The sequence below is a fragment of the Streptomyces paradoxus genome (assembly GCF_014202475.1).
GTDB classification, from domain to species: Bacteria; Actinomycetota; Actinomycetes; order Streptomycetales; family Streptomycetaceae; genus Streptomyces; species Streptomyces paradoxus.
In genome coordinates, this window is sequence record NZ_JACHGV010000009.1 from 152465 (window position 1) to 170481 (window position 18017).

Annotated in this window: 13 protein-coding genes; 5 read left to right on the plus strand and 8 right to left on the minus strand. The window is 71.1% G+C overall.

Features of this window, described 5'->3' with window-relative positions; all coding sequences use genetic code 11:
* Positions 1-76: 76 nt before the first annotated feature.
* The 6 genes from gap to uvrC form a co-directional block, all read right to left on the minus strand.
* Positions 77-1084, minus strand: coding sequence for a type I glyceraldehyde-3-phosphate dehydrogenase (gene gap / locus HNR57_RS27655; RefSeq protein ID WP_053671195.1), 1008 nt, complete (start codon positions 1082-1084; stop codon positions 77-79).
* Positions 1085-1311: 227 nt separating this feature from the next.
* Positions 1312-4266: a M14 family metallopeptidase gene (locus tag HNR57_RS27660; protein WP_184564029.1), complete on the minus strand. Its 2955-nt coding sequence runs from the start codon at positions 4264-4266 to the stop codon at positions 1312-1314.
* Between the two features lie 151 nt (positions 4267-4417).
* A complete protein-coding gene (gene whiA / locus HNR57_RS27665) occupies positions 4418-5407 on the minus strand; it encodes a DNA-binding protein WhiA (RefSeq protein ID WP_184564031.1) in 990 nt (329 codons plus the stop codon).
* On the minus strand, positions 5398-6474 hold the full coding sequence (locus HNR57_RS27670) for a gluconeogenesis factor YvcK family protein (protein ID WP_184564033.1): 1077 nt from the start codon (positions 6472-6474) through the stop codon (positions 5398-5400). Before HNR57_RS27670 ends, whiA begins: the two co-directional genes overlap by 10 nt.
* Positions 6471-7430, minus strand: coding sequence for an RNase adapter RapZ (gene rapZ, locus HNR57_RS27675; protein WP_184564035.1), 960 nt, complete (start codon positions 7428-7430; stop codon positions 6471-6473). The genes HNR57_RS27670 and rapZ overlap by 4 nt, the downstream gene beginning before the upstream one ends.
* A complete protein-coding gene (uvrC, locus tag HNR57_RS27680) occupies positions 7427-9502 on the minus strand; it encodes an excinuclease ABC subunit UvrC (RefSeq protein ID WP_184564038.1) in 2076 nt (691 codons plus the stop codon). The genes rapZ and uvrC overlap by 4 nt, the downstream gene beginning before the upstream one ends.
* Before the next feature lie 254 nt (positions 9503-9756).
* On the opposite strand from uvrC, the gene HNR57_RS27685 reads away from it, so the two are divergent.
* The 4 genes from HNR57_RS27685 (at position 9757) to HNR57_RS27700 (ending at position 13201) form a co-directional block, all read left to right on the plus strand.
* Positions 9757-9918 carry a hypothetical protein gene (locus HNR57_RS27685; RefSeq protein ID WP_167345916.1) on the plus strand — a complete coding sequence of 54 codons (162 nt, stop codon included), beginning with the start codon at positions 9757-9759 and terminating at the stop codon, positions 9916-9918.
* Between the two features lie 258 nt (positions 9919-10176).
* On the plus strand, positions 10177-11124 hold the full coding sequence (locus tag HNR57_RS27690; RefSeq protein WP_184564040.1) for a hypothetical protein: 948 nt from the start codon (positions 10177-10179) through the stop codon (positions 11122-11124).
* A 128-nt stretch (positions 11125-11252) separates the two neighbouring features.
* Positions 11253-12296, plus strand: a complete 1044-nt coding sequence (locus HNR57_RS27695) for a LacI family DNA-binding transcriptional regulator (protein WP_184564042.1) — start codon at positions 11253-11255, stop codon at positions 12294-12296.
* A complete protein-coding gene (locus tag HNR57_RS27700; RefSeq protein WP_184564044.1) occupies positions 12293-13201 on the plus strand; it encodes a carbohydrate kinase family protein in 909 nt (302 codons plus the stop codon). The genes HNR57_RS27695 and HNR57_RS27700 overlap by 4 nt, the downstream gene beginning before the upstream one ends.
* Before the next feature lie 43 nt (positions 13202-13244).
* Here the strand turns inward: HNR57_RS27700 and HNR57_RS27705 are convergent, their stop codons facing one another.
* Positions 13245-14111 carry a helix-turn-helix domain-containing protein gene (locus HNR57_RS27705; protein ID WP_184564046.1) on the minus strand — a complete coding sequence of 289 codons (867 nt, stop codon included), beginning with the start codon at positions 14109-14111 and terminating at the stop codon, positions 13245-13247.
* Positions 14112-14213: 102 nt separating this feature from the next.
* On the opposite strand from HNR57_RS27705, the gene HNR57_RS27710 reads away from it, so the two are divergent.
* On the plus strand, positions 14214-14765 hold the full coding sequence (locus tag HNR57_RS27710) for a YceI family protein (RefSeq protein ID WP_184564048.1): 552 nt from the start codon (positions 14214-14216) through the stop codon (positions 14763-14765).
* A 69-nt stretch (positions 14766-14834) separates the two neighbouring features.
* Here the strand turns inward: HNR57_RS27710 and uvrA are convergent, their stop codons facing one another.
* Complete coding sequence (gene uvrA, locus HNR57_RS27715; protein WP_184564050.1) at positions 14835-17861, minus strand: excinuclease ABC subunit UvrA; 3027 nt, start codon at positions 17859-17861, stop codon at positions 14835-14837.
* Between the last annotated feature and the right edge of the window lie 156 nt (positions 17862-18017).

Below are 18017 nucleotides of genomic sequence, written 5' to 3' on the forward strand. Positions count from 1 at the left end.
CGTGAGTCAGGGCTCGGACGGCGCGTCCTCGCGCCGCCCGAGCCCTGCTCTCACACCGTGGTGCCCGTCTATTCGATCAGAGCTGGTTACCGACGAAGACCGTGAGGTCGACGAGACGGTTGGAGTAGCCCCACTCGTTGTCGTACCAGCCGATGACCTTCACGTTCTTGCCCTCCTGGACCATCGTCAGGGAGGAGTCGAAGGTGCAGGACGCCGGGGCGTTCACGATGTCGGAGGAGACGATCGGGTCCTCGGTGTACTCGAGGATGCCCTTCAGCTCGCCCTCGGCCGCCTTCTGGAAGGCGGCGTTGACCTCTTCCTTGGTGACCTCGCGGCCCAGCTCCAGGACGAGGTCGGTGACCGAGCCGGTCGGGACCGGGACGCGCATGGCGATGCCGTCCAGCTTGCCCTTGAGCTGCGGCAGCACCAGCGCGGTGGCCTTGGCCGCACCGGTGGTGGTGGGAATGATGTTCTCGGCGGCGGCACGGGCGCGGCGCAGGTCCTTGTGCGGGAAGTCCAGGATGCGCTGGTCGTTCGTGTACGCGTGCACCGTCGTCATCAGGCCCTTGACGATGCCGAAGTTCTCGTCGAGGACCTTCGCCATCGGCGCCACACAGTTGGTGGTGCAGGAGGCGTTGGAGATGACGTGGTGGTTCGCCGGGTCGTACTTGTCCTGGTTGACGCCCATCACGATGGTGACGTCCTCGTCCTTGGCCGGAGCCGAGATGAGGACCTTCTTCGCGCCACCGGCGAGGTGCTTCTCGGCGTCGGCCTTCTTGGTGAAGATGCCGGTCGACTCGATGACGATGTCGACGCCCAGCTCACCCCACGGGATGTCGGCGGGGTTGCGCTCGGCCAGCACCTTGATGGTCTTGCCGTCGACCGTGATCGTGTCGGCGGTGTGGGTGACCTCCTGCTTCAGGCGGCCCAGGATCGTGTCGTACTTCAGCAGGTGGGCGGTGGTCGCGGTGTCACCCAGGTCGTTGACAGCCACGATCTCGATGTCCGCACCCTGCTCCAGCAGCGCGCGGAAGTAGTTACGACCGATGCGGCCGAAGCCGTTGATGCCTACGCGGATCGTCACGAACCGATCTCCTCGTTGGTACGCCGGCCATGAAGTGCCGGCGAGCTCTGTTTGGGATGTCCCCGACCGCCTACGACCCTACCTCCCTGAAGCGGCGGTGGTGACATCCAGATGCCTCATACACGGCAGGGCGGTCCGTACCCGCCAGTAGGGGTACGGACCGCCCATGGCCGAGAGCAGGATCACTCGATTTCGCTGTCGGGCGGGTTCCCCGTTGACCAGGGATGTCACCCGTCCAGGGAAGCCAGTGCCTTCCTCATCAGTGCCGTCCGGTCGGCCGCCGCGGTGACGTGCTCCAGGCCGAAGCCCAGCAGCACGGTGTCGTCCGTGGTGACCGCGCCGTACGTCTGGAACAGGGCGCCGGTGCGTGCCCAGTCCTTGAGGACGGCCGGGCTGCCCGCGGGCGGTCCGGCGACCTTCCAGGCACCGAGGGAGGTCTCGAAGCCCTCGGTCTCCTTCGCCGTGCCGCCGACGACCAGCGAGGCGTCGTCGGCGAGGACGCCGTGCCCGCCGCTGCCCGGATCGGTGACGTAGCTGATCGAGACCTCGACCGTCTTGCCGGCGTAGGCGCTCAGGTCGAAGTTCACCTGCTGCCAGCCCTTGGAGGCACCGGTCAGGCTGTTCCAGGTGCCGGTGGTGCCGGTCGCGGTGCAGCCGTCGTCCGCCACGGTCAGGTAGTGCTTCAGCCAGGGGTGCTCGTCGACGTAGAACCCGGCCTGGCACTCCGCCGGAACGGCCGTCCGGGTGGCGCCCCCCGCCTCGGGAAGGGTCGTCCAGTCGTCGGCGCCCGAGGTCCGGGCCTCGACGATGGCGTGGTCGTAGCCGGACTCGGTGTCCCACAGGAGCTGGGTGCGCAGGGTCGGCTTCTCGGCGGCGGTGGTGCCGGTGAGGTTCACGGTGCGGGTGAGGCGCTTGTAGGAGTCGTCCGTGTGGACGGCGGCGGCCATCGACGAGCCCGCGTACGGGCCGTACGGGTTGGCCGTGCCGGCGAACTGCCCGGCGCCCTTGCTCGCGAACTGCGGGAACGCGTCGGTCCTCAGTTCGTCGGAGGTGACGCTGTAGGTGCCGGCCTTGTCCAGCGGGTTGCCGGGGGCGGCGCCCAGCGGGCTGGTGACGCCGCCCAGCTCTCCGGAGCCGGTGAAGCCGGTTGCCCCGGGGGTGGCGGTGCGGGTGTAGGCGCCCAGGTAGTACTGGCTGAAGTCGTTCGACAGCGCGCCGCCGCCGAGGTCCACGTTGCCGCCGGCCTGTTCACCGGCCTCGATCAGCCGGCCGCCCTCGTTGAGGAAGGCCCGCAGCTGGAGCTGGGTGGCGACGCCCGGCACGCTCGCGCCCGTGTAGTGGACGACGGTGTCGAAGTGGCTCAGCACGCCGAGCGCGTCGGGCGCGCCCTGCTTGGCCACGTCCCAGACGACCGCCTTGCGGCCGCTCGCCCTGAGCGCGTCCACGTACGTCTGTGCGTGCGCGGCGGCATCGCCCTCCTCGGCGACTACGAGGGTGCCGGCCCGGGGCCGCTCGGCGACGGTGTAGGTGAAGCGCTCGCTGGAGAGCTTCTTCCCGCTCTTCGCCTCGCCGGTGAACCACACCTCGACCTTGTCGCCCGGCTCGCCGTCCTTCACCTTCGCCCGGTACTCGTCGAAGTAGAGGTTGTCCTCACCGCCGTAGGTCTCACCGCCCTTCCAGGGCTTGAGCGCCATGTCCTCGGTGCGGCCGCCGTTGACGCGGTACTTGAGCTCCTTGTCGCGCACGGCCTTCCGTACGACGACGGAGACCTCCTGGTCGGCGCCGCGGGAGTACGACGTGCCGAACGCGGCCGGGGTGAAGTCGGCGGCGTTCAGGCCGACCGACGAGACCGGCCGGTCGGGACGGGCGGCGGACTCGGCGACGGAGAGCGCGAACGGGACGTTCTTGGCGTACTCCTGCTGGATCAGCTTCTCGTCGTCCGGGAAGGTGAAGACCGACTGGCAGTCGGCCGCCTTCCACTCGTCGTCGGGGTAGAGGTCCGAGACCGTCTGGCAGGTCGACATCTCGGGGGTGAACATCGCCAGGCCGTTGACGTTCGCCGCGTGGCCGTCCGCCTCGCCGTTGGTGGTGTACAGCTCCGAGGAGAGCTGCGGGTGGTAGCCCGGGACGGCGGAGTTGCCGGGCGTGCCGGCGAGCGCCTCGTACACGACGTCGTCCGGGGTGTGCGTGGCCACCTGCCAGCCGACTCCGTAGAGGATGAGTTCGGCGGCGGAGTGGTAGTTGATGCCGTAGGTGAAGCCGATCCGCTTCTGGAAGGCGTCCAGGGCCTTGGTCTCCGGCTCGGAGTTCGGGCCCGCCCCGCGGTAGGTCTGGCTGGTGGGGTTGGGGGACGAGCCCTCGTCGTCGTAGCCCCACTTGTAGGCGAAGTTGCGGTTGAGGTCGACGCCGTCGCCGGTGGTGATGGTGCCGTCGCCGTTGACGTCCCGCAGGTTCTTGCGCCACTGGCGGTTGGCGGGGTCGGCGAAGGTGAAGTCGTAGCCGTCGGGGTTGGCCGACAGCAGGAACCACAGTTCGGTGGAGTCGACGATCTTCTTGACGCGCCGGTCCTTCTTGTAGTTGTCCAGGTAGTGGTGCATCAGGCGCCGGGTCATCTCCGGCGTGATCCACTCGCGCGCGTGCTGGTTGGACATGTAGAGGACGGCGGGCTTGGAGCCGTCCTTCGTCTTCTTCGCGCCCCTGGTGAGCTTCAGCGCGAGGATGTCCTGGCCCTTGACCGTCTTGCCGATGGAGACGACCTTGGTGAGGCCCGGGTTCTCCTGCGCGGTCCGCAGGATCTCCTCCCGCAGGCCGCCCTTGCCGCTGTACGGGCGGAACACGCCCTCGGCGGCTTCCTCGACGCGGGCCTCGGCCCGGGCGGAGATCTCGTGCTCGGTGAGGCCGACGCCCTGCTTCTCCAGCTTCTCGGCCTGCTGGTCCGTCAGGTAGACCTCGACGGTCGCGGTGCCCTTCTCGGGTACCCGCTCACTCAGTTCGTGGCCGTCCTGGCCGGCGGCCAGCAGCAGGGGTACCTGCTGCTGGGTGACCTCGGCGCGGAACACCTTGACCTCGTCCAGGTCGGACGGGTCCGAACTTCCCGGCTGTGCTTGGGCGATGGGTGCGAAGCTCGCTCCGCCGATCAGGAGCGCGCCGACAGCGAGGATCGATCTCGCTCTTCGTCTCATGAACCCCCCTAGCGTGGGTCCGCCACAGCAGCGAACAGATGCCAGGCTCATGACAGACCATGATCGAGTCAAGGGCGCCTCAGCGACACGCGAAAGCCGGTGCAGGTCACCCAATCGGGCTCCTGCACCGGCTTCTTGACGTCGTGTGGGATCAGCACACCAGGTTGTCGGCCAGCTCCTCGCTGAGGTTGGCCTCCGTGCCCGGGATGCCGAGGTCGGAGGCGCGCTTGTCGGCCATGGCCAGCAGGCGGCGGATCCGGCCGGCGACCGCGTCCTTGGTCAGCGGCGGGTCGGCGAGCGCGCCCAGCTCCTCCAGGGAGGCCTGCTTGTGCTCCATGCGCAGCCGGCCGGCGGCGGCCAGGTGCTCGGGCACGTCGTCGGCGAGGATCTCCAGGGCGCGCTGCACCCGGGCGCCCGCGGCGACGGCCGCGCGGGCCGAGCGGCGCAGGTTGGCGTCGTCGAAGTTGGCGAGCCGGTTCGCCGTGGCGCGCACCTCGCGGCGCATCCGGCGCTCCTCCCAGGCCAGCACCGACTCGTGCGCGCCGAGGCGGGTCAGCAGGGCGCCGATCGCGTCACCGTCCCGGACGACGACCCGGTCCACGCCGCGCACCTCACGGGCCTTGGCCCCGATCGACAGCCGGCGGGCGGCGCCCACCAGGGCGAGCGCGGCCTCGGGACCCGGGCAGGTCACCTCCAGGGAGGAGGAGCGGCCGGGCTCGGTGAGCGAGCCGTGCGCCAGGAACGCGCCACGCCAGGCGGCCTCGGCGTCGCAGGTGGCCCCCGAGACCACCTGCGGCGGCAGGCCGCGGATCGGGCGGCCCCGCCCGTCGACCAGGCCGGTCTGGCGCGCCAGCTGGTCCCCGCCCGCCACCACCCGCACGACGTAGCGCGAGCCGCGGCGCAGCCCGCCGGGGGCCATCACGATCAGTTCGGAGCTGTGGCCGAAGATCTCCAGGATGTCCCGCTTGAGACGGCGGGCCGCCATCGCCGTGTCCAGCTCCGCCTCGATCACGATCCGACCGCTCACCAGGTGAAGGCCGCCGGCGAACCGCAGAATGGCGGAGACCTCCGCCTTTCTGCAGCAGGTCCGGGTGACGGGGAGCCGGGAGATCTCGTCCTTCACCGCTGCCGTCATCGCCATGGGCCGATCCTTCCATGCATCCGAAAAATACGGTCGTACGCGGCGGCCAACAGCTCCGGGTCGTGCCTCGGGGTTCCGTCGGGTCTGGCCACCGGCGCCAGCTCGACCGCGGCCCCGAACCGCTTGGCGGCATCGGTCAGGGAGTCACGGTCGGGCACGGCGGCCTCGTCGGCCAGCACCACGTCCAGGGCGAGTTTAGGGGCGTGTCGTCCCAAAACCTCCAAATGACGCTGCGGGGAGAAGCCGTCGGTTTCTCCGGGCTGGGGCGCGAGGTTCAGGGAGAGTACCCGGCGGGCCTTCGTCTGGCTGAGCGCGTCCAGCAGCTCGGGCACGAGCAGGTGCGGAATGACCGAGGAGAACCAGGAGCCGGGGCCGAGCACCACCCAGTCCGCGTCCAGGACGGCCTCGACCGCCTCGGGCACCGCCGGCGGGTCGTTCGGCACGAGGTGCACGGACTGCACCTCGCCCGGGGTGAGGGCGACGGTCGCCTGGCCGCGGACCGTGTCGACCTCCTCCGGGCGCGCCGGGTCGTGGCCCTTGACCAGGGCCTGGAGCTCCAGCGGCACGGCGGACATCGGCAGCACGCGGCCCTGGGCGCCCAGCAGCCGTCCGACCAGGTCGAGGGCCTGCACGTGGTCGCCGAGCTGCTCCCACAGGGCGACGATCAGCAGGTTGCCGACCGCGTGCTCGTGCAGGTCGCCCTGCGACTGGAAGCGGTGCTGGATGACCCGGGCCCAGGTCTGGCCCCAGTCGTCGTCACCGCACAGCGCGGCCAGCGCCTTGCGCAGGTCGCCGGGCGGCAGCACGCCGAGCTCGTCGCGCAGCCGGCCGCTGGAGCCGCCGTCGTCGGCCACGGTGACGACGGCGGTGAGGTCGCCGGTGATGCGGCGCAGCGCGGCGAGCGAGGCGGACAGGCCCATGCCGCCGCCGAGGGCGACGACCTTGGGCTGGGTGCCCCGCCGGCGCGCTCTGCCGCCCCGGGCCTCGGCGGGCCGGCCGCCCTTGCCGCCGTTGCCCTCGGGCACCACCCGGCGCAGCCGGCTCAGCCGCGGTGTACGTGGTGTCATTCGCGTCCCATGTCCCGGTGTACGACCACCGTCTCCACGCCCTCGGCGGCGAGCCGGGCGGCGAGCTTCTCCGACATGGCGACCGAGCGGTGCTTGCCGCCCGTGCAGCCCACGGCGATCGTCACATAGCGCTTGCCCTCACGGCGGTAACCGGTGGCGACGAGCTGGAGGAGCTCCGTGTAGCGGTCGAGGAACTCCTTGGCGCCGGGCTGGTTGAAGACGTACCCGGCGACCTCGTCGTTGAGGCCGGTGTACGGGCGCAGCTCCGGGACCCAGTGCGGGTTCGGCAGGAAGCGGCAGTCGACGACGAGGTCGGCGTCGACGGGCAGGCCGTACTTGTAGCCGAACGACATGACCGTGGCCCGCAGCTCCGGCTCCTCCTCGCCGGCGAACTGGGCGTCCATCTTGGCGCGCAGCTCGTGCACGTTCAGGCTGGAGGTGTCGATCACCAGGTCGGCGTCGCCGCGCAGCTCGCGCAGCAGCTCGCGTTCGGCGGCGATGCCGTCGACGATGCGGCCGTCGCCCTGCAGGGGGTGCGGGCGGCGCACCGACTCGAAGCGGCGGACCAGGGCCTCGTCGGAGGACTCCAGGAAGACGATCCGCCGTGTGACGTTCTTCGCCTCCAGGTCGGCGAGGGACTCGCGCAGGTTGTCGAAGAAGCGACGGCCCCGGACGTCGACGACGACCGCGATCCGCGCCACGTTGCCCTGGGAGCGGGCGCCGAGCTCCACCATGGTGGGGATCAGCGCGGGCGGCAGGTTGTCGACGACGAACCAGCCGAGGTCCTCCAGGCACTTCGCCGCCGTGGAGCGCCCGGCTCCGGACATGCCGGAGATGATCACCAGCTCGGGGATGGCCGCGTCCGGGACCGGGGTCTTCTCGTTGGGCGTGCCCGTACTCACCTGTGCTCCGTCTCCGGCGTGCTCTGTGCGGCCGTCGTGCTCGTTCACATTCATGTCTCCTGCCCCCGTCGTTCGTCCGGGGCTCCCATCCTCACGGGTTCCCCACCGGGACCCATGGTGCCGGGTTCCTCTTCCATGATCTCGCCGGTCGCCGTGTTGACGGCGGGTGCGGCCGGCGCCGAGCGGGCGAGGGCCACGGCGATCGTCTCGGCCGTCTTGCGGCCTATGCCGGGGACCTCGCAGATCTGGTCGATGGTGGCGGCCCGCAGTTTCTTCAACGAACCGAAGTGCTTCAGAAGTGCCTGCTTGCGGGTGTCCCCGAGGCCGGGGACGTCGTCCAGGGGGCTGGAGCGGAAGCGCTTGGACCGCTTGGTGCGCTGGTAGCTGATCGCGAACCTGTGGGCCTCGTCACGGACGCGCTGGAGCAGGTACAGGCCCTCGCTGGTGCGGGGCAGGACCACCGGGTCGTCGTCGCCGGGCAGCCAGACCTCCTCCAGGCGCTTGGCGAGGCCGCACACGGCGATGTCGTCGATGCCGAGCTCGTCCATGGCGCGCCGGGCGGCCGCGACCTGCGGGGCGCCACCGTCGACGACCACGAGCTGGGGCGGGTAGGCGAACTTCTTGGGGCGGCCGTCGTCCTCGGTGAGGCCGGTCCCGACGATCTCGCCGTTCCTGTCGATCTCAGGGGCCTCGGCGTTCTCCCCGTCGGTCCACTCGCCCGTCTTCTCCTTCTCGGCGAGATAGCGCCGGAAGCGGCGGGTGATCACCTCGTGCATCGAGCGGACGTCGTCCTGTCCAGCGAAGCCCTTGATCTGGAAGCGGCGGTACTCGCTCTTGCGGGCGAGCCCGTCCTCGAAGACGACCATGGAGGCCACGACGTCGTCGCCCTGGAGGTGGGAGATGTCGTAGCACTCGATCCTGAGCGGGGCGCTGTCCAGGTCGAGCGCGTCGGCGATCTCCTCCAGGGCTCGCGAGCGCGTGGTCAGGTCGGAGGCCCGCTTGGTCTTGTGCAGCACGAGCGCCTGCTGGGCGTTGCGCTGCACGGTCTCCATGAGGGCCTTCTTGTCGCCGCGCTGCGGGATACGCAGGGAGACGCCCGAGCCGCGCCGCCCGGCCAGCCACTCCTGGACGGGCTCCACGGGGTCGGGCAGGGCCGGAACCAGGACCTCCTTGGGGACGGCGTCACCCGTCTCCTCCCCGTACAGCTGCTGCAGGGCGTGCTCGACGAGGGCGCCGGTGGTGATCTCCTCCACCTTGTCGGTGACCCAGCCGCGCTGGCCGCGCACACGTCCGCCGCGCACGTGGAAGATCTGGACGGCCGCCTCCAGCTCGTCCTCCGCGACCGCGATCAGGTCGGCGTCGGTCGCGTCGGCGAGGACGACCGCGTTCTTCTCCATAGCCTTCTTCAAGGCCTCGATGTCGTCGCGCAGCCGGGCCGCCCGCTCGTACTCCATGTCCTCGGCCGCCTCGCCCATCTGCTTCTCCAGGCGGCGGATGTAGGTGTTCGTCCGGCCGGTCATGAAGTCGCAGAACTCGTCGGCCAGTTCGCGGTGCTCCTCGGCGGAGACCCGGTCGACGCAGGGGGCCGAGCACTTGCCGATGTAGCCGAGCAGGCAGGGGCGGCCGGTGCGGGCGGCGTTCTTGAAGACGCCGGCCGAGCACGTGCGCACGGGGAAGACGCGCAGCAGCAGGTCGACCGTGTCCCGGATCGCCCACGCGTGCGCGTACGGCCCGAAGTAGCGGACTCCCTTCTTCTTGTGACCGCGCATCACCTGCACGCGCGGGTACTCCTCGTTCATCGTCACCGCGAGGTAGGGGTAGCTCTTGTCGTCGCGGTACTTGACGTTGAACCGGGGGTCGTACTCCTTGATCCACGAGTACTCCAGCTGGAGCGCCTCGACCTCCGTGGACACCACCGTCCACTCCACGGACGCGGCCGTGGTGACCATGGAGCGGGTGCGCGGGTGCAGGCCCGCCAGGTCCTGGAAGTAGTTCGCCAGGCGCTGGCGCAGGCTCTTCGCCTTTCCGACGTAGATCACCCGGCGGTGCTCGTCACGGAACCTGTAGACCCCCGGCGAGTCGGGGATCTCACCCGGTTTGGGGCGGTAGCTGGAGGGGTCGGCCATGTCTCACACCCTACTGGCGAGCACCGACAGTCCGGCGCGGCCGCGGGTCACGATCACGGCCCCGGCGGGGAGGCAGTTTCCAACGGCATGTCCCGCCCCGGGGTTACGGCCCCCCGGGAGCGGGAATGGGGCTCACCCACGGGACACGGCGACGTCCGGCGGACGGAGTCCGTCCCGGTGCAGGCACAGGTTGTCGGTGCGGACCGTCGTTCCCGGTGCGGAGCGGACGGGCCACGGGTCGGAGGGCTGCGCACATGAAGCAGATGCGGATCGAGAAAACCCGGCGGGCGGTCCGTGCCCGCCGGTACACGGACGAGCCGTTGGCGCTGCGCGACGCCCTGGACCCGCGCGATCCCGACATCACGCGCGCCAAGCGCCTGGCCCTGCGGGAACAGGGCGGCAGCGACCGCTCCTAGAAGCACACCTCCTACGCGAACGCCCGGGGCGCACGCCCCGGGCGTTCGCATGTCCGGACGGCGCCGGGGGGTGCGCGTACGTCACTGTCCGGCATCAGGTGTTGTCGGGACCAGGTCAACACGCTTCAATGCGGGGGAACTCGGGCCCTGAACGACGGCGTACGCATGTGAAGACCTGCCCCGCGCCGGCGGGACGCACCCGGGCGGCCCGTGCGAACGGTCTGACCAGCCGTCGCCGACTCACAGAGAGGCCCCTGCATGTCGCACGCGACACAGCACGCGGACGTCGCCACCGCTGAACTGGACTCGGCCCTGCGGGGCGGCCCCTTCCACGTCGCCCTGCGGGCCGCGATCGCCGCCCGCGGACTGCCGTTGCAGCGCGTGCAGCACCATCTGTCCCGCCACGGGGTGAAGGTCGGCGTCACGAGCCTCAGTTACTGGCAGCAAGGGGCCAGGCGCCCGCAGCGCCCCGAGTCGCTGCGGGCCGTACGCGCGCTGGAGGAGATCCTGGAGCTTCCCGAGGAGTCCCTGATCCGGCTGCTCGCGGAGGCCGGGGAGAGCACGTACGGGCTGCGGTCCGCCGCCCGCTCCTATCGCTCCCTCGTCGAGGCGTCCGGGGTCCTGGACCAGTTGCTGGCCGAGCTGGACTGCCCGCCGGACGGGGGCCTGCACACCCTCGCCCACCACGAACGGCTCCGGATCGGGGCGCGGCGCGAGCTGGCGGAGCGCGAGTCGCACCACATCGTGCGCGCCCACCGGGACGGCATCGACCGGTTCGTGGCCGTCCACCACGGAGACCGGGGAGCCACGCCCGAGCGCATGCGGGTGCACGCCCTTGAGAACTGCCGTACCGGACGCGTCCGTTGGCACCGCGACACGGGAGTGCTCGCGGCCGAGCTGCTCTTCGACACCCGGCTGCGGGCCGGGGACACCTTCCTGTTCCGCTACGGCGTCGAGGACGGCACGGCGGGCGCGTCACGCGAGTACGTGCGCGGCTTCGACTCCCCCGGCGGCCAGTACGCCCTCCAGGTGTGCTTCGACGCGGCGGCCCTGCCGGTGCGCTGCCACCGCTTCGCCCAGCACTCGGCGGCGGCGCCCCGCAGCGGATGCCAGGACCTGGCGCTGAGCGGCCGGCACCGGTCGGTCCACCTCGTCGAGCCACGGGTCAGGACGGGGTTCCTGGGGATCGGCTGGGACTGGGAGTAGCGGAACCCCCAGCCTGTCCGGAGTCCCCTTCGCACGGGCGGTCCGGCCGGCGTAAGCGATTGCGCAAACGTTTACGTCCGGCGCTATATGCGATACCTTCCCCGCCGTAAGCGGAGGAGGGAGCGTTCATGGCGACCATGGCCGACGTCGCGCGGAGCGCCGGTGTCTCCGTGGCGACGGTCTCGCACGTGCTGAACGGCACCCGGCCGGTGCTGCCGCACACCCGCCAGGCGGTCCTGGACGCCGTGGAGGAGCTCGGCTACACCCCGAACACCCTGGCCCGTTCCCTGGTGACGGCCCGCACCCGGTCCATCGGGCTGGCGGTGTCGGCGATCAGCAACCCGTACTTCACGGAGATCCTCCAGGGCGTCGAGGCCGCCGCACTGGAGGCCGGTTACAGCCTGCTGATCGCCGATCCGCACGACGACCCGGAGCACGAGCGCAAGGTCGTCCAGCTGCTGCACGAGCGCCGGGTGGACGGCGTGATCGTCGCGCCCTCGGCCGATCCGCGCGGGCTGCTCGCCTACCTGGGGCGGCACGAGGTGCCGGCCGTCTTCCTGGACCGGCTGGTGGACGGGCCCGGGACGGACGGCGGTCCGCGCTTCGACCAGGTGTGCGCCGACAACGCCGAGCCGACGTCCCGGCTGGTCACCCATCTCGCCGGGCTCGGTCACCGGCGGATCGGGCTGATTGCGGGGCGGCCGGGGCTCAGTACCACGAGCGAGCGGATCACCGGCTACCGCAGCGGTCTCGCGTTCGCGGGGCTGCCGTACGACGGGCGGCTGCTGGTGCACGGCGATTCGGAGTCCGCCGGTGCCGAGCAGGCCACCGAGTCCCTGCTCTCCCTCGGCGTGCCGCCCACCGCGCTGGTCACCGGCAACAACGCCATGACCATCGGGGTACTGCGTGCCCTGGGCACGCACGGCCTGTCGGTGCCGGACGACATCGCCCTGTGCTGCTTCGACGACTTCGCGTGGGCGGACCTGTTCTCGCCCCGCCTCACCGCGATCGCACAGCCCGGCAGGGACATCGGCGCCCGGGCCGTCCACGTGCTCCTGGAGCGTCTCGCCGAGCCGGACGGGCCCGCCCGGACCGTGCGGCTGCCCTGTGCCTTCGTCCACCGCACGTCGTGCGGCTGCCCCAGTACGTCCGAGGAAGGAACCCCGCCGTGATCGTCGTCGCCGGTGAAGCCCTGATCGACCTGGTACCGCGGGGCACGGGTGCCCTGGCGGCGCTGCAGCCGGCGCTCGGCGGCGGCCCGTACAACACGGCCGTGGCGCTGGGCCGCCTCGGCTCCCCCGCCGCCTTCTGCTCCCGGGTGTCGTCCGACGCCTTCGGGGAGGCCCTGCTGGACCGGCTGCGCGAGACCGGGGTCGGCGTGTCCTCGGTGCAGCGGGGCACCGAGCCGACGACCCTGGCCGTCGCCACGGTCGGCGCGGACGGCTCGGCGGCGTACTCCTTCTATGTCGACGGGACGGCGGACCGGCTGTTCGAGGCGCCCTCCGCGCTGCCCTCCGGGACCCGCGCGGTGTCGTTCGGCACCTGTTCGCTGGTGCTGGAGCCGGGGGCGAGCGCGTACGAGGAGCTGATGCGCCGGTCGGCCGCGCAGGGCATGTTCACCGCGCTGGACCCGAACATCAGGGCCGGGCTGATCCCGGACGCGGACGCCTACCGGGCACGGTTCAAGAGCTGGCTGCCGTCGGTGTCGCTGCTGAAGCTGTCCGCGGAGGACGCCGAGTGGCTCGGGGGCACGCCCCGGGAGTGGCTGACGGCCGGTCCGGCGGCCGTGGTGATCACCCGGGGCGGTGACGGGCTGACCGCCTTCACCGCCGACGGCGGCGAGTACGCGGTGCCGGGCGAACGCGTGGAGGTCGTGGACACCATCGGCGCGGGCGACACGGTCAACGCGGCCCTGCTGCACGGGCTCGCGGTACGCGACGCCCTCAGCGCCCGGGCGCTGGCCGAGCTGGGCCCCGGCGGCTGGACGGAACTGCTGGGTTTCGCGGCCCGCGCGGCGGCGATCACCTGCTCCCGGGCCGGGGCGGAGCCGCCGTACGTGCACGAGCTGGAGGGCTGACCCGGGCAGGCGGCCCCACCAGCGGCCGGGGCGAGGGGCTCCGTCAGCCGGTCTCCCCCATCGCCACCGCCCGCAGGGCACCCGGGCGGCGGCCGTTCAGCCGGTCCAGGGCGGCTGCCGTGGCGTCGTCCGCGGGCAGGTGGATGACGAGCCGCTGCCCCTCGTCGGGAAGGGCGAGCGTCTCCTGCAGCAGCCGCAGGGAACCGGCCTCCGGGTGCTCGATGTGCTGGGAGCCCGTCCGCCGCGGCGCCATGGTCAGATCGGCGAACCGGTCGGTGAAGTCCGCGCCCGCCGTCACGGTCAGCTCGTCGGCCAGCTCGGCGAGGTACGGGTCCCGCAGGGGGACGCCGTGCCGGAGCCGGGCGACGAGGTCGTCGGCCACCCGGTCCCAGTCACGGTAGGCGCTGCGCGCCCGCTCGTCGGTGAACAGGTACCGGAGCAGATTGGGCCTCTCATCGTCCAGCAGGCCGAGGGGGCCGGCCAGCCGCTCGTACCCGGCCGTGTGGGCGAGGACGTCACCGATCCAGTTGATCACCAGCGCGGGAGTCGGCTCCAGGCGGTCCAGCACGGCCCGTACGGTGGGGCGCGCCGCACGGCTGAGCGTCGGGGCGGCCGCACAGACCAGCGCGTCGCCGCTCGCCTCCTTGGTCAGGCGGCGCAGCAGCATCCGGTCGGTGAGCGAGAGGTTCAGGGCGTCCGCGAGGGAGCCGAGCACCTGGGCGGAGGGGTTGCGGTCGCGGCCCTGTTCCAGCCGGGTGAGGTACTCGACGCTGACGCCGGCGAGCGTGGCCAGTTCGGCGCGCCGCAGGCCGGGGGTACGGCGCCGGGGGCCCGTGGGCAGACCCGCCTCGGCCGGGGTGACGGCTTCGCGCCAGGTGCGCAGGAACGTGCCCAACTCGTTGTCGCTCACCCGTCCGAACGTACAGGGCCCCGGGGCGTGGAGGGTGGCCCCGTCACTACCAGGCTCCGGCCGGTCTCCCTGCGCGGCCGCGCAGCCCCCAGGGTGGAGGGCATGACGAATGACACCGCCATCACCGCCCTGCCGCTGGCCCCCGGTCAGTGGGCCCTCGACCCGTTCCACTCCTCCGTGAACTTCACCATCCGGCACCTGGGCATCGCCAAGGTGCGGGGGCGCTTCGAGCGGCTGGAGGCCGACCTGTTCGTCGGTGAGCGGATCGAGGACGTGCGTGTCTCCGCGACCGTCGACCTGGCCTCGGTCGACACCGGCAACGCCGACCGGGACGCGCACGTGCGGGCCTCCGACCTGCTGCACGTGGAGAAGCGCCCGACGATGACGTACCGCTCGACGAGGGTGTCGGGCGAGGGCGAGGACTGGACCATGGAGGGTGAGCTGACCATCGGCGACGTGACCCGCCCGGTGTCGTTCGCCGTGGAGTTCGGCGGGCTGGTCGATGTGCCCATGGACGGCAGCCGGCACGCCGGGTTCGAGGCGACGGGCGAGATCCGGCGCGGCGACTTCGGGCTGGACTTCGCCCCCGGTCTGCTCGGCGAAGTGGTCAAGATCCAGCTCGACATGCAGTTCGTGGAGCCGAAGGGCGCCTGACCCGCACACCGAACGCGCCGTGCCCCACAGGACGTTGCCTGTGGGGCACGGCGCGTGGAGCGGAAGACCTCAGCCCTTGCTGGTCCGGGTCGTCTTCTTCGCAGCGGCCTTGGTGGTCTTGGCCGCCGTCTTCTTGGCTGCCGTGCTGTTGACCCTCTTGGTGGCGGTGGTGCGGGCCGACCCCGTCTTGGCCGCGACCGTCTTGCGGGCGGCCGTCTTGCGCGGGGCCTTCACCGAGGACGCGTCGCTGACGCGGTCGGCACCGAGGATTTCCCGCAGGAACTTGCCCGTGTGGCTGGCCGGGACCCCGGCCACCTGCTCGGGCGTGCCCTCGGCGACGACCAGGCCGCCGCCGGCGCCGCCCTCGGGGCCCATGTCGACGATCCAGTCGGCGGTCTTGATCACGTCGAGGTTGTGCTCGATGACGATGACCGTGTTGCCCTTGTCGACCAGGCCGGACAGGACCGTCAGCAGCTTGCTGATGTCCTCGAAGTGCAGACCGGTGGTCGGCTCGTCCAGGACGTAGACCGTACGGCCGGTGGAGCGCTTCTGCAGTTCGCTGGCGAGCTTCACGCGCTGCGCCTCGCCGCCGGACAGGGTCGTCGCGGCCTGGCCGAGGCGGACGTAGCCGAGGCCGACGTCCTTGAGCGTGTTGAGGTGCCGGGCGATCGCGGGGACCGCCTCGAAGAAGGCGGTGGCCTCCTCGATCGGCATGTTCAGGACCTCGGCGATGGACTTGCCCTTGTAGTGGACCTCCAAGGTCTCCCGGTTGTACCGGGCGCCGTGGCAGACCTCGCACGGGACGTAGACGTCCGGGAGGAAGTTCATCTCGATCTTGATCGTGCCGTCGCCCGCGCAGTTCTCGCAGCGGCCGCCCTTGACGTTGAAGGAGAAGCGGCCGGGCATGTAGCCGCGGACCTTCGCCTCGGTGGTCTCGGCGAACAGCTTGCGGATGTGGTCGAAGACGCCGGTGTACGTGGCCGGGTTGGAGCGGGGGGTGCGGCCGATGGGCGACTGGTCCACGTGCACGACCTTGTCCACCAGGTCGTCGCCGTCCACGCGCGTGTGCCGGCCGGGCACGCTCCGCGCGCCGTTCAGCTCGCGGGCCAGGTGCGTGTACAGGATGTCGTTGACCAGCGTCGACTTGCCCGAGCCGGACACGCCGGTGACGGCGGTGAACACGCCCAGCGGGAAGGACACGTCGATGTCCTGGAGGTTGTTCTCCCGGGCGCCGTGCACCGTGAGCTGCCGGGACGGGTCCAGCGGGCGCCGGATGTCGGGCAGCGGGATGGCCTTCCTGCCGGACAGGTACTGACCGGTCTGCGACTCGGTGTTGGCGAGCAGTTCCTTCAGGGAGCCGCTGTGCACGACCTTGCCGCCGTGCTCACCGGCGCCGGGGCCGATGTCGACGACCCAGTCGGCCATCTTGATCGTGTCCTCGTCGTGCTCGACGACGATGAGCGTGTTGCCCATGTCGCGCAGCCGGACCAGGGTTTCGATCAGCCGGTGGTTGTCGCGCTGGTGCAGACCGATGGACGGCTCGTCGAGGACGTACAGGACGCCGACGAGGCCGGAGCCGATCTGGGTGGCCAGGCGGATGCGCTGGGCCTCGCCGCCGGACAGGGTGCCGGCCGCGCGGTTCAGCGAGAGGTAGTCCAGGCCGACGTCGACCAGGAACCGCAGCCGCTCGTTGACCTCCTTGAGCACGCGCTCGGCGATCTTCTTGTCGCGGGCGGTGAGCTTCAGCTCGCCCAGGAAGTCCGCGCAGTCGCTGATCGACATCGCGGAGACCTCGGCGATGGACTTGCCCATGACCGTGACCGCGAGGACGATCGGCTTCAGCCGCGTGCCCTCACAGGTGGGGCAGGGCACCTCGCGCATGTAGCCCTCGAAGCGCTCGCGGCTGGAGTCGCTCTCGGCTTCGCTGTGCCGGCGCTTGACGAAGGGGACGGCGCCCTCGAAGGCCGTGGTGTAGCGGCGCTCGCGCCCGTAGCGGTTGCGGTAGCGGACCTCGACCTGGGTCTTGTGGCCGTGCAGCAGGGCCTTCTTGGCACGCTGCGGCAGGCCGCCGAAGGGGATGTCCGTGCGGAAGCCCAGCGCGTCGGCGAGGGCGCCGATCAGACGGCCGAAGTAGTCCTTGGTGTGGCCGTGCGACCAGGGGTGGATGGCGCCCTCGTCGAGGCTCTTGTCCGGGTCCGGGACGATCAGCTCCGGGTCGACCTCCATGCGCGTGCCGATGCCGGTGCAGTCCGGGCAGGCGCCGAAGGGCGAGTTGAAGGAGAAGGAGCGGGGCTCCAGCTCCTCGAAGGACAGGTCGTCGTACGGGCAGTAGAGGTGCTCCGAGAACATGCGCTCGCGCTCGGGGTCGTCCTCGGGGAGGTCGACGAAGTCGAGCACGACCATGCCGCCGGACAGGCCGAGGGCGGTCTCCACGGAGTCGGTGAGGCGGCGCTTGGCGCCGTCCTTGACCGTGAGGCGGTCGACGACCACCTCGATGGTGTGCTTCTCCTGCTTCTTCAGCGTGGGCGGGTTCGACAGCTGGATCGTCTCGCCGTCCACGCGCGCGCGGGAGTAGCCCTTGGTCTGGAGGTCGGCGAAGAGGTCGACGAACTCGCCCTTGCGCTCGCGCACCAGCGGCGACAGCACCTGAAAGCGGCTGCCCTCCGGCAGCTCCAGGACCCGGTCGACGATGGCCTGCGGCGACTGGCGCGAGATCGGGCGGCTGCACTCGGGGCAGTGCGGCTTGCCGATGCGCGCGAAGAGCAGACGCAGGTAGTCGTAGACCTCGGTGATGGTGCCGACCGTGGAGCGCGGGTTGCGCGAGGTCGACTTCTGGTCGATGGAGACGGCCGGGGACAGGCCCTCGATGAAGTCGACGTCCGGCTTGTCCATCTGGCCGAGGAACTGCCGGGCGTACGAGGAGAGGGACTCCACGTAGCGCCGCTGCCCCTCCGCGAAGATGGTGTCGAAGGCCAGCGAGGACTTGCCCGACCCCGACAGGCCCGTGAAGACGATGAGCGAGTCGCGCGGGAGGTCGAGCGAGACGTTCTTGAGGTTGTGCTCGCGCGCTCCACGAACGATGAGACGGTCGGCCACGCCGGTCCGCACCTTTCTTGAGAGAAGTGACAGGGGCGGGGCCCCCGTCTTTCTCAGACTAGGGGGAGCCACTGACAACGCCGGACGGATTCACGGGTTGCCAACAAACCCCGGCTCTCCAGCATGCCCGACGCCACGTCCGACCATATAGCACGT

What these genes read in the sequence shown, in the direction of transcription:
- HNR57_RS27670 (WP_184564033.1), bottom strand. Translation starts at nt 6,474, where the DNA reads ATGACACCACGTACACCGCGGCTGAGCCGGCTGCGCCGGGTGGTGCCC.
- uvrC (WP_184564038.1), bottom strand. Translation starts at nt 9,502, where the DNA reads ATGGCCGACCCCTCCAGCTACCGCCCCAAACCGGGTGAGATCCCCGAC.
- HNR57_RS27695 (WP_184564042.1), top strand. Translation starts at nt 11,253, where the DNA reads ATGGCGACCATGGCCGACGTCGCGCGGAGCGCCGGTGTCTCCGTGGCG.
- HNR57_RS27660 (WP_184564029.1), bottom strand. Translation starts at nt 4,266, where the DNA reads ATGAGACGAAGAGCGAGATCGATCCTCGCTGTCGGCGCGCTCCTGATC.
- whiA (WP_184564031.1), bottom strand. Translation starts at nt 5,407, where the DNA reads ATGGCGATGACGGCAGCGGTGAAGGACGAGATCTCCCGGCTCCCCGTC.
- HNR57_RS27685 (WP_167345916.1), top strand. Translation starts at nt 9,757, where the DNA reads ATGAAGCAGATGCGGATCGAGAAAACCCGGCGGGCGGTCCGTGCCCGC.
- HNR57_RS27710 (WP_184564048.1), top strand. Translation starts at nt 14,214, where the DNA reads ATGACGAATGACACCGCCATCACCGCCCTGCCGCTGGCCCCCGGTCAG.
- rapZ (WP_184564035.1), bottom strand. Translation starts at nt 7,430, where the DNA reads ATGAATGTGAACGAGCACGACGGCCGCACAGAGCACGCCGGAGACGGA.
- HNR57_RS27690 (WP_184564040.1), top strand. Translation starts at nt 10,177, where the DNA reads ATGTCGCACGCGACACAGCACGCGGACGTCGCCACCGCTGAACTGGAC.